Raw genomic sequence first — 12669 nt, forward strand, 5'->3', positions numbered from 1 at the left:
ATCGCACCACGGTGGCGGGTTCGAAGCTCGCCCGCTGGTAGCTCATGTGCACCGACAATTGACGGTCCAGGCCCACCAGCAAGGTCAATGGGTAGTTGGTCTGCTCCTGGGTGGCCGCCGGGCCGAAGCGCAAACCGTCCGGCGCGCCCTGCTCCAAAGCCTGGGCAATCGGATAGTTTTCGAACACCAACAGGCTGTCGAACAGCGCTTCACCGCCCTGCCCGGCCCAGCGCTGGATGTCCAGCAACGCGGTGTGCTCGAACTCGCGCAGCGCCAGGTTTTGCGCCTGCACCGTTTGCAGCCAGCTGTCCAACGATTGCTCGGCCCGTGGGCTGGCGATCACCGGCAAGGTGTTGATGAACAGGCCGATCTGCTGCTCGATGCCCGGCAGGTCCGCCGGACGACCGGCCACGGTTGCGCCGAACGCCACGGTGTCTTTGCCGGTGTAACGCTGCAACAGCAGCAGCCACGCGGCCTGCACCAACGTGTTGACGGTGACTTTCGAGGTGCGGGCGAACGCTTCCAGGCGTCGGGTCAGCGCTTCGTCCAGGACCTGCACATGGTCGCCATAACCGGTGCCGGCCGCCTGCGGTTTCGCCATGACGTCCGCCAGCCGTGTCGGCGTCTCCAGGCGTTGCAGCGCAGGCGTCCAGAACGCCTCGCTGGCGGCGGCATCCTGGCGTTGCAGCCAGGCGATGTAATCCTGATAACGACTGCCATGAACGGCCACGGGCTGTCCGCTGTAGCGCTGCAGCACTTCGCCGAGCAATTGCGAGTTGCTCCAGCCATCCATCAGGATGTGATGGTGGGTGTAGATCAGGTGGTAGCGCTGCTCGTCGAGGCGCACGATCACCAGTCGCAACAGGGCCGGGGCACTCAGGTCCAGTTGCTGGCGTTCACCATCGGCCAGGGCCTGCAAGGTCTGGTCGCGCTGTGGGTCGGCCCGCAGGTCATGCAGGCTGTAAGGCAGCGCCAGGTGTTTGCTGACCACCTGCACCGGCCCCGGCAAATCGCCCTGCCAGACGAACCGCGTGCGCAGGATGTCATGGGCGTCCACCGCCGCCTGCCAAGCCTGGCGGAAGCGCTGCGGGTCCAGCCCCTCGACGTCCAGGCGCAGTTGGTTGATGTAATCGCCGCTGGCGTCACCGTAGACCGCATGGAACAACATCCCCTGCTGCATCGGCGACAGCGGATACAGGTCGGCGATCTGCGCCGGCGCCATCGGCAGCCCGTCCAATTGCTGTTGGTCCAGGCTCGCCAGGGGGAAGTCCGACGGCGTCACGGCGCAATACCTGTCGTCACAGCAATGCTCGATCAGCCCTTGCAGCTCGCGGGCGTAATCGTCGGCCAAGGCCTGGACGGTGGCTTCGTTGAACACCTCGCGGCTGAAGGTCCACCCCAGGTTCAGCTCGCCGCCGAACACCTGCCCGTTCAGGGCCAGGACATTGGACAGCGGCGCCTCGGCGTCCAGCTCATCGCCGGCCGTTTCGCTGGCCGGCACGAACAAGGCACCGTCGGCCTCATTGAAACTGGCGTCGAACTGGCCCAGGTAGTTGAAGGTCAGGCACGGTATCGGCAGGCGCGCCAAGGTCGCCCGCGCCGCGTCATCGCCCAGATGGGCCAGGACTCCAAAGCCCAGGCCCTTGTTCGGAATCGCCCGCAGTTGTTCCTTGATCTGCTTGAGGGAGTGCCCCAGGTCCGCCACCGGCGTGAGCCTGGCCGGGTACAGGCTGGTGAACCAACCGACGGTACGGGTCAGGTCCACGTCATCGAACAAGGCTTCGCGGCCATGGCCTTCGAGCTGGATCAGCGCGCTGTCGGTGCCGGTCCAGCGCACCATGACCCGGGCCAAGGCGGTGAGCAGCAGGTCATTGACCTGGGTGCGATAGGCCTTGGGCGCATCTTGCAGCAACTGGCGAGTCAGTGACGCATCGAGTCGGCTGCGCACGGTCAGTGCGAGACGGTTCTGCTGGCCGCCCTGTGGATTGTCCATCGGCAACTGCCCATCGACGCCATCGAGCTGCGCCTGCCAGTACGCCAGCTCTTCCTGCAACGGCGTGCTGCCGGCATAGCCTTGCAGGTGCTCGGCCCAGGCCCGTGCCGAAGTGGTTTTGGGCGGCAACTGCAAGGCCTGGTCGCTGGACAACTGACGGTAGGCGCTTTGCAGATCCTCGAACAGAATCCGCCACGACACGCCGTCCACCACCAGGTGGTGAATCACCAGCAACAGCCGCTGGCTGCCATCGGCCAGCGTCGCCAATACCGCGCGCAGCAGCGGCCCGTCTTGCAGGTCCAGGCTGCGTTGCGCTGCGTTGGCAAGGTTTGCCAGGGCCTGGGCATCTGGCACGTCCGCCAACCAGAGCAGGTCTTCGCCGTGGCTGGCTGGCGAGCGGTAACGTGCCTGCCAACCCTCGCCCGCGTCGGTAAAGCTCAAACGCAGGCCATCGTGATGCACCACCAGCGCGTTCAAGGCGTGCTCCAGCACCCGCGCATCGAGTCCTTGTGTCGGCTTGAGCATCACCGCCTGGTTCCAGTGCTGACGCTGGGGGATAGCCTGTTCGAAGAACAGCCGTTGCACCGGCAACAGCGTTAACTCGCCGGTCACCGGCCCTTGATCGACGGATTGGCTGGTTTCGCCCAGGCGTGCCACCGCCGCCAGCGCCTCGATGGTCTGGTGCTGGAACAAGTCCTTGGGGGTGAAATGGATGCCGGCCTGACGTGCACGGCTGACCACCTGGATCGAGACGATGGAGTCACCGCCCAGTTCGAAGAAATTGTCCCGCAGGCCCACTTGCGCGAGCTTGAGCACGTCCTGCCAGATCGACACCAGTTGCTGTTCCAGCGTGCTGCGCGGTGCCACGTAGGTTTGCTGCAATTGGCTGACGTCAGGCTTGGGCAGGTTCTTGCGGTCGAGCTTGCCGTTGGGGGTCAGCGGCAGATATTCGAGCAGCAGCAGATAAGCCGGGACCATGTGCGCCGGCAATGTCGCCTTGAGCTGGTCACGCAAGTGCTCGGCGAAATCCTTTTGCACGGCTTCATTGGCCACCACATAGGCGACCAGGCGCTTGCCACTGCCAGCAGCGCCTTCCTGGGCTACGACAACCGCTTCGCGCACGCCTTCAAGGGCTTGCAGGCTGGCTTCGACTTCACCCAGTTCGATGCGGAAGCCGCGGATCTTCACTTGATTGTCGATGCGGTCCAGGTAATCGAAGGTGCCATCGGCGCGTTGGCGCACCAGGTCGCCGGTGCGGTACAGCAAGCCGCCGCAAGCGCTGAACGGGTCGGCGACAAAGCGCTCGGCCGTCAGGCCCGGACGGTTCAGGTAGCCCCGGGCCAGGCCGGTGCCACCCAAGTACAGTTCGCCGGCCATGCCCTGGGGCAGCAGGTTCAAGTCGGCGTCGAGCACGTAGGCGCTGCGGTCGCCGATGCGGCTGCCGATGGGCGCATAGGCGGCGCCGCACGCTACATCGCGGCCGGCCTTCCAGATCAGCGGGGTGACCACGGTTTCGGTCGGGCCATAGCCATTGATGATGAAGTCCGGATCGAGGGCGCGTTTGACCCGTTCGAAGCTGGCGTTGGGCACCGCATCGCCGCCAAAGCAGTAGATGCGCACCTTCGGCGGGTTGCCCTCGCGCTCGGCGTGCTCGGCCAGTTGTTGCAGGTACACCGGCGGAAACGCCACCACCGTCACGCCGTGTTCGCGCATCGCGTTGTAGGTCTGCTCCGGGGTCCACAGGCTGTCGTCGCGAATCAGCAGCGAAGCACCGTGGGTCAGGCTGGTGAGCCAGCGTTCGTGGGCTCCGTCGAAGGCGAACGACATGAAATGGAATTCGCAATCGCTGTCGCGCATTTCATAGCGCTCGCCGATGGCCTGGCAGTGCATCGCCAGCGGACCATGGGCCACGCTCACACCTTTGGGGTTGCCGGTGGAACCGGAGGTGTAGATAACGTAGGCCAGGTTCTGCGGATCGATACGCACGGCTGGGGCGTCGGTCGGTTGCAGGCTCAGGTCCAGGCGATCGAGTTCCAGCACCTGGGCGGCGCCTGCCAGGGGCAACTTTTCCGACACCCGGGAGTCGGTGAGCAACAGCGCCAGCCCGGAATCCTCGATCAGGTAGGCCAGGCGTTCACGTGGGTAACTGGTATCCAGTGGAACATAGGCCCCGCCAGCCTTGAGCACTGCCAGCAGCGCGACGATCACCCCTTCGCTGCGCGGCAGGGCCACGCCAACGCGGGTTTCCGGCCCCACGCCACGGGCAATCAAGGCGTGGGCCAACTGGTTGGCGCGCCGGTCGATCTCGCCATAGCTGAAACGCTGGCCGTCGAAGATCACCGCCGTAGCCTGGGGCTTGTGCGCCGCCAGATCGGCGATGCGCTGATGCACGGCGATGTCGGTCGGGTACGGCTGCGCAGAGTTGGCTGCCTGTTGCCAGGCCTGTTCCTCGGCGCTGACCAGGGCGATTTGCCCCAGGTTACGCACCGCCGACTCGGCGAAGCGCTCCAACAGCTGCGACAGATGCGCGCTGATGCCTTCGATGGCCGTCGGGCTGAAATGCGCCCGGTCAAAACTGTAGTGCAGCGTCAGGGTCTGGCCGAGGGTCACGGCCACGCTCAACGAGTAATGGGTTTGCTCCAGGTGGGTGACTTCGCCAAACACCGCGCCCTGCCCGGCACCTTCTGCCAGGGCCTGGGCAATCGGGTAGTTCTCGAACACCAGGATGTTGTCGAACAGCGCCTCGCCGCCCTGCCCGGCCCAGCGCTGGATGTCCGCCAACGGCGTGTGCTCGAATTCCCGCAAGCTGAGGTTCTGCGCCTGCACGGCTTGCAGCCAGGCACCGACCGACTGGTCCGGACGCGGCGCAGCGATCACCGGCAAGGTGTTGATGAACAGGCCGATCTGCTGCTCGATGCCCGGCAGATCCGCCGGACGCCCAGCCACGGTGGCACCGAAGGCTACACTGTCATGGCCGGTGTAGCGTTGCAGCAGCAACAGCCACGCCGCTTGCACCAAGGTGTTGAGGGTGACTTTCTGTTGGCGGGCGAATTGTTCCAGGGCCTGGGTGCGAGAAGCGTCCAACGTCTGGAAATGGTCGCCGTGGCCGCTGTGGATTTCGCCGACGGACATGACGCGCGCCAACCGGGTTGGCGCTTGCAGGGTTGCCAACTGGTCGGTCCAGAACGTCTCGCCCAGTTGAGCGTCCTGGCGTTGCAGCCAGGCGATGTAGTCGCGATAACGCCCGACATTGGCCTTGGGCAAGCGACCGCTGTAACGCTGCAGGACTTCGCCGAGCAGTTGGGCGTTGCTCCAGCCGTCCATCAGGATGTGGTGATGGGTGTAGATCAGGTGCCAGCGCTCGGCCTCGGTCTGCACCAGCACCAGGCGCAGCAACGGCGCCTGGGCCAGGTCGAAGCCCTGGCGGCGCTCGGCGTCGGCGCGCTCATTCAAGGCGTCGGTGAGGTGATCGCGCCCGCGCCAATCGAGGGTCGTGAACGGCAACTCGACCTGGCGCCGGACGATCTGCAACGGCTGCTCAAGGTCGCCCTGCCAGACAAAGCCGCTACGCAAGATTTCGTGGGCGTCGAGGGTGGCCTGCCAGGCGTCAGCGAAGCGCTGCGCATCGATGCCCTGGATATCCACCCGCAATTGGTTGATGTACTCCCCCGCCGCCTGCTCGTACAAGGTGTGGAACAGCAAGCCCTGCTGCATCGGCGACAGTGGATACAGGTCGTCCAACTGCCCGGCGGGCACCGGCAGGCTGTCGAGTTGCGCCTGACTGATGCATGCCAGGGGAAAGTCCGATGGCGTGGCCTGCGGCGTTTCCAGCGCGCAGCAGTGTTCGATCAATGCGCCGAGTTCGGCGAGGTAGTCAGCGGCCAGTGTCTCGATGGTCCGGTGCTTGAACATCCGCTCGCTGAACCCCCAGTTCAGGGACAGCTCACCGCCGTAGACCTGGCCTTCCACCGTCAACCAGTTCGCCAGCGGCGCCCGGGCCTGTTGCGCCGCGCCACTGCCTTCGCTGGACGGCACGAACAGCGCGCCTTCGTCGAACTGCCGGTCGAACTGGCCCAGGTAGTTGAAGGTGATGCGCGGTGCCGGCAAGGCCGCCAGTTCGGCACGCACTTCAGGTTCGCCCAGGTAGCGCAGCACGCCGTAGCCCAAGCCCTTGTCCGGCACGGCGCGCAGTTGTTCCTTGATGGCCTTGACCGAGGCACTCAACGCCGGCGCCGGGCTGAGGCTGACCGGGAACAGGCTGGTGAACCAGCCGACGGTACGGGTCAAGTCAACGCCATCGAACAGGTCTTCGCGGCCATGGCCTTCGAGTTGGATCAGCGTGCTGCCCTGGCCGGTCCAGCGGCAGATCGTACGGGCCAGCGCGGTCAGCAGCAGGTCGTTGACCTGGGTGCGGTAGGCCTTCGGCGCCTGTTGCAGCAGTTGGCGAGTCTGTTCGGCGTCCAGCCGCACCTGGACCTTGCGCTCGTCACGGGCTTGCAGCAGCCGCTCGGGGTAATCGCATGGCAAGCCGTTGCCCGCCGGTGCAGTGCCCTGGGCGCGCCAGTAATCGAGGCTGTCCATGAAGCCATCGAGATGCCCGTGCAGGCGCGCGGCCCATTGCCTATACGCGCTGGTTTTGGCCGGCACCTGGATCGCCTGACCGGCCTGCAACTGGCCGTAGAACGCTTGCAAGTCGCCCAGCAACACACGCCACGAAACGCCGTCCACCACCAGGTGATGGATCGCCAGCAACAAGCGCTGGCTGTCATCGTCCATGTCCACCAGCAAGGCCCGCAGCAGCGGCCCGTCTTCCAGGTCGAGGCTGCGCTGGGCGTCGTCGCACAGGGCGTTGAGCTGCTCCACCGACGTCGCCTGCCGCTGCCACAACAGGCTGGCCGCCGACGGCTCGGCATAGGCTTGCTGCCACTGCCCGTTCACTTGGGTAAAGCGCAGGCGCAGGCTGTCATGGTGTTCAACCAAACGGGCCAGGGCCGATGCCAATGCCACGACGTCGAGACGCTCGCCAGGCACCAGCAACAGCGACTGGTTCCAGTGTTGCCGCTCGGGAATGTCGCGCTCGAAGAACCAATGCTGCACCGGCGTCAACGGCACCGCGCCGCGCGCCAGGCCCTGATCGATCGCATGACTGTCACCCTGGCGCGCTACCCGTGCCAGGCTGCGCAGGGTCTGGTGTTGAAACAGCGATTTGGGATTGAGCACGATCCCGGCCTGCCGCGCACGGCTGACCACTTGCATGGAGACGATGGAGTCGCCGCCCAGCTCGAAGAAGTTGTCTTCCAGGCCGATGCTGTCGAGGTTCAGCACGTCCTGCCAGATCGCCGCCAGGGCTTTTTCCAGCGGGCTGTCGGGCGCGACGAATTCGCGTTGCTGCTCGCTGCCGTCAATGGCCGGCAACGCCTTGCGGTCGAGTTTGCCGTTGGGGGTCAGCGGCAGTTGTGCGAGAAACACCAGGTAGGCCGGCACCATGTAGTCCGGCAGGTGTTCGCGCAGGGCGGCCTTGAGGGTTTCGCGCACGTGCACCTGGGCCTCGACCTGGGTCAGCACGGTGGCGTCGCTCGGGACGATGAAGGCCACCAGTTGCTGGCCGTGTTCGCCGTCCTGGGCCAGCACCGCCAGTTCGCGCACCTGGGGTTGTTGCTGCAGCCGCGCTTCGATTTCTCCCAGCTCGATACGGAAGCCGCGGATCTTTACCTGATGGTCGATGCGGCCGACGTACTGCAAATTGCCGTTGGCCTGATAACGGGCCAGGTCACCGGTGCGGTACAGGCGTTCGCCGGTTGTGGAGAACGGGTTGGGCACGTACTTCTCGGCGGTCATCGCCGCGCGGCCAAGGTAGCCACGGGTGATGCCCGCGCCGCTCAGGTACAGCTCTGCCGAAACGCCTTGGGGCACGGGTTGCAGGTCGGCGTCGAGCAGGTAGCTGGCGGTGTGCTTGAGAGGCCGGCCGATGTTCGCCGTGCCGCCAGCGGTGCGGCGGGTCCAGGTGGAATAGGTGGTGTCTTCCGATGGGCCATAAAGGTCGTACACATGCTCGATTCCTTGTGGGAGTGAGCCTGTGGGAGCAAAGCCTGTGGAAGCAGATCCTGCAAAATCAGAACCTGTGGAAGCGAGACCTGTGGGAGCTAGGCCTGTGGGAGCAAAGCTTGCTCGCGATGGCGGTGGGTCAGTCACACATGGGCCAGCCGATAGGAGGCTATCGCGAGCAAGCTTTGCTCCCACAGGCCCTACTTTTACTGTCCCTCTCCCTACTGTCCCTACCCCTACTGGCCTTGCTTCTAATGGCTCTGCTTGCACAGGCTCACTCCCACAGGTGGGGTGCTGATAGAGCGCATCCACCAGGCTCTGCTTCAGTGGCTCACCGGCCAGGTTGATGATGCGCACGCTGGCCGGGATCTCATCGCTGCGCAGCAACGCGGCAATCGCCGAGGGCACGGTGTTGATCAGGCGCACCTGATCCCGGGCCGGCAGTTGCGGCAATTCCAGGGCATTGCGCGCGATGATCAGCGAGCCGCCGTTGGCCAAGGTCACGAACAACTCCCACACCGACAGATCGAAGCACACCGATGTCGAAGCCAACACACCCTGGATGTCATCGCGGCTGTAGACCGATTGAGACCAGTCGATCAGCGCCAGCACGTTGCGATGGACAATCGCCACGCCCTTGGGCTTGCCGGTGGAGCCGGAGGTGTAGATCACGTAGGCGAGGTTGTCCGGCGTGACATGGGTGATCGGTGCACTCAGTGGGTACTGCCCCAGCTCGATCCGATCCAGCATCAGCACGGTGGTTTCAGCCGGCACGCTCAGCGTCGCCGCCACCGCTTGCTCAGTCAGCAACACCCGCGCACGGCTGTCGTCGAGCATGTAGGCCACCCGCTCGACTGGATAATCCGGGTCCAGCGGCACGTAGGCGCCACCGGCCTTGAGCACCGCCAGCAAGGCGATCAGCAGGTGCTCGGAACGCGGCATCGCCACGCCCACCCGCACTTCCGGGCCTACACCCAATTCGATGAGTTTATGGGCCAGGCGATTGGCGCGACCGTCGAGTTCGCTGTAGCTCAGTTGAGTGTTGGCGAAGATCACAGCCAGGGCATCTGGCGTGGCTTCAACCTGGCGAGCAATCATCTGGTGAATGCACAGCCCTTGCTCGAACGGCGCGCCCACAGGGTTCCAGTCATGGATCAGGCACTGATACTCATCGGCTTCAAGCAACGGCAACTCAGCGACGAGCGCGCGGCTGTCGGCAACCATGCCCTGCAGCAGTCGCGTCCAGTGCCGGGCCATGCGCTCGACCGTAGCGGCGTCGAACAGATCGTTGGCATAGGTCAGCGCCGCGTGCAGCTTGCCGGCCTTTTCCCAGGTGTCGAGGGTCAGGTCGAACTGCGTGGTGCGGCTCTGCCATTGCAGCATCGACAACTCCAGCCCCGAGGCGGTGCGGATACTGGCGATGTCGGCCACTTGCGGCTGGTGGTTGTACATCACCTGGAACAGCGGCGTGTGGCTGAGGCTGCGCTCCAGTTTCAGGGCTTCGACCAACCGTTCGAACGGCAGGTCCTGATGGGCTTGGGCGCCGAGGGCCGCTTCCTTGACCGTTCGCAGCAACTCATCGACACGGGTCTGGCCGCCGAGCTCGGTGCGCAATACCTGAGTGTTGACGAAGAAGCCGATCAGCCCTTCGGTTTCCGCGCGGTTGCGGTTGGCGATGGGCACGCCGACGCGGATATCGGTATGGCCGGTATAGCGATGCAGCAACACATTGAACGCGCCGAGCAGGAGCATGAACAGGGTGATGTTGTGCTGCTGGGCCGTGGTGCGCAGTTGCTCGGCCAGTGCCGGCTCCACGGCAAATTCAAAACGCGTGCCGCGATAGCTGGGCATCGCCGGGCGCGGGTGATCGATGGGCAATTCCAGCACGGGATGTTCATCGCCCAGTTGCGCCTGCCAATACGCCAGTTGACGCGCCTGCTCACCCGCTTCCAGCCAGCGGCGCTGCCACAAGGCGTAGTCGCTGTACTGGATCGGCAAGTCGGCCAGTTGCGGCGCAATGCCCGCTTCATGGGCGTCGTAGCAGCGGATGAACTCGTCGATCAGTACATTCATCGACCAGCCATCGGAGACGATGTGGTGCAAGGTCAGCAGCAGCACATGTTCCTGCTCATCGAGCGTGAGCAATTCGACCCGCAGCAAAGGGCCGCTGGACAAGTCGAAGGGCTGCATCGATTGTGCTTCGGCGGCCCGGCGCACTGCCTGCTCGCGTTCGGCAGCCGGCAAGGCACTGAAGTCCTTGTGCCCGATCGCCAGTGCAGTGCTGGAGGGCACTTGCAGAAGGCTGTCGTCGGTCTGGCGCTGGAACACCGTGCGCAGGGTTTCATGACGGGCCACCAGGCTGGCGAAAGCTTGCTCCAGCGCCGGCAGGCTCAACGCGCCCTTGAGCCGCACCGCTCCCGGCAGGTTGTAGGCGCCGCTGCCCGGCTCCAGTTGCCAGAGAAACCACATGCGCTGCTGGGCATAGGACAACGCCTGGCGATCCTCGGCCTCGACGCCCCGAGGAATGGGAAAACCGCTGAACTCCACGCCCTCCTTGTCCAGCGCGGCCAGGAACATCCGGCGCTTTTCCAGGGGCAACCCGATAAACCGGCGAGCAAGTTTCAAGGCGTCTTCAGCATTCATTTCTGGGGTATCCGGAATCAGTGGGCACAAGGCACAAAGGCAAGTCGTCCCTATGAAACGAATGCAAACCGGAAAAATTAGCGCTTGAGAATGTAGGAGCTGACGAGTGCAACGAGGCTGCGATCTTTCCCCTGCCCATTGAGCCCCGAGCGAAAGATCAGCAGATCAAAATCAAAAGATCGCAGCCTTCGGCAGCTCCTACAGGGACCGATGAACCGCTATGGAATCCGCAGGTCAGGCGCTGATCGCCAACCCATGCCGCCGATGATGCACGCTCAACTGATCCTTGATCAGCCGCAGCACCTTGGCCTCATGCTCATGAATGAAGAAGTGCCCACCGGCCAGCATGTCCACCGAGAAGCTGCCCATGGTTTCCTGGCGCCAGCCAATCAGTTGCTCCGTGGTGGCCTTGTCGGTGGTGCCACCGAGCACATGCACCGGGCAGTTGAGCGGAGGCCGGATCCGCGGCTGGAAACGTCCGCACAGCAAAAAATCGGCCCGCAGGATCGGCAAGGTCAGGGCCATCAGTTCTTCATTGGCCAATATCTCTTCGCTGGTGCCGTTGAGGGTGCGCAGTTGCTCGATCAGTTCAGCGTCGGTTTTCGGTTCGGCGAAACCGCGGTCGTAGTCGGCGCGCATCGTCGGCGCCGCGGTGCCGGACGCGAACAGCGCCACCGGTTCCGGGCCGCCGAGCTCACGCAGGGCATGGCCGATCTCGCAGGCCAGCAGCGCGCCCAGGCTGTGGCCGAACAAGGCGTAAGGGGCCTGGAGCGTCGCGGACAGCTCCCGTGCCAGTTGCATCGCCAACGGCCCCATGTCGGTGTGCAACGGCTCGTCGAAGCGCGCCCCGCGTCCCGGCAATTCCACCGGCTGCACGTGCAGCCATTGCGGCAACTTGCGCCGCCAGCGGCTGTACACCATCGCGCTGGCGCCGGAATAAGGCAGGCACAGCAGGGTCAGTTGGGTCACTGCGGTTTTCTCCGATCGGTCGTGTAAGCAAGATAACGAAATCGTAACCCACCGATTTAGTCAAAACCGTGACGTTCGCTACGAGATGACGGCACCTTGAGGGGGCAAGGCTTGCCCGCGATGAACGATAACGCGGTTCATCTTCCCGCCCGACCTTATACTGGCGATACCTCGAACAGTGCACCACACAGGAGAACGCCATGGGCTGGTCCGCCAAGCAATACGTCGCCTTCGAACAGGAACGCACCCGTCCATCCCGGGACCTGCTCGCCGCCATTCCCCCCACCCAGGCCCGCTCGGTGATCGACCTGGGGTGCGGCCCGGGCAATTCCACCGAACTGCTGGTGGAATATTTCAACAACGCCACGGTACGCGGCCTGGACAGTTCCAGCGATATGGTCGACGCCGCACGCAAACGCCTGCCCGCCGTAGCGTTCGACACCGTCGACATCGGCCAATGGGACGAACCCGGGCCGTTCGACGTGATCTTCGCCAACGCCGTGCTGCAATGGCTGCCCGACCACGCCACCCTGCTGCCCTCGCTGGTGGAAAAACTCGCCCCCGGTGGCAGCCTGGCGATCCAGATGCCCGACACCCTGCACCAGCCTTCCCACCGCCTGATGCGGGAAATCGCCGCCAACGGCCCGTGGGCCAACCAACTGGCCGGGGCGGCTGATTCGCGGACCGACGTGGAAGACGCCAGCGCGTATTACGCGATCCTCAAGCCCCACTGCAGCCGCGTCGATGTGTGGCGCACCACCTACCATCACCCCTTGGCCGATGGCGCCGCAGGCGTGGTGGAATGGTTCAAGGGCAGCGGCTTGCGGCCGTTTCTCGAACCGCTGGACGAGGCGCAGCGCGAGCAGTACCTGGCGCAGTACCTCAAGGCGATCGAACAGGCTTATCCCACCTTGGACGATGGAACGGTGCTGCTGCCGTTTCCCCGGGTGTTCATGGTCGCGACGCGTTAGGGCGACGGTCGATGACGCAGCGATGGGGACTAAACTTCTGATCCAGGC

3 protein-coding genes (1 of these 3 only partly in view) are annotated in these 12669 nt (G+C 64.6%); 1 reads left to right on the plus strand and 2 read right to left on the minus strand.

Annotated features, from left to right (window positions below):
• Positions 1–10681: the 5' portion of a non-ribosomal peptide synthase/polyketide synthase gene (locus tag GFU70_RS19320; protein ID WP_153388655.1), read on the minus strand. The gene continues 2234 nt to the left of window position 1, outside the view; the window shows 10681 of its 12915 coding nt (coding positions 1–10681); the start codon lies at positions 10679–10681; the stop codon falls past the left edge of the window.
• A gap of 234 nt (positions 10682–10915) precedes the next feature.
• A complete protein-coding gene (locus GFU70_RS19325; protein ID WP_153388656.1) occupies positions 10916–11650 on the minus strand; it encodes a thioesterase II family protein in 735 nt (244 codons plus the stop codon).
• Positions 11651–11850: 200 nt separating this feature from the next.
• Here GFU70_RS19325 and tam point away from each other — a divergent pair, with 200 nt between their 5' ends.
• A complete protein-coding gene (gene tam, locus GFU70_RS19330; RefSeq protein WP_058544469.1) occupies positions 11851–12621 on the plus strand; it encodes a trans-aconitate 2-methyltransferase in 771 nt (256 codons plus the stop codon).
• Positions 12622–12669 lie beyond the last annotated feature (48 nt).

The sequence above is a fragment of the Pseudomonas brassicacearum genome (assembly GCF_009601685.2).
Classification (GTDB): Bacteria; Pseudomonadota; Gammaproteobacteria; order Pseudomonadales; family Pseudomonadaceae; genus Aquipseudomonas; species Aquipseudomonas kilonensis_B.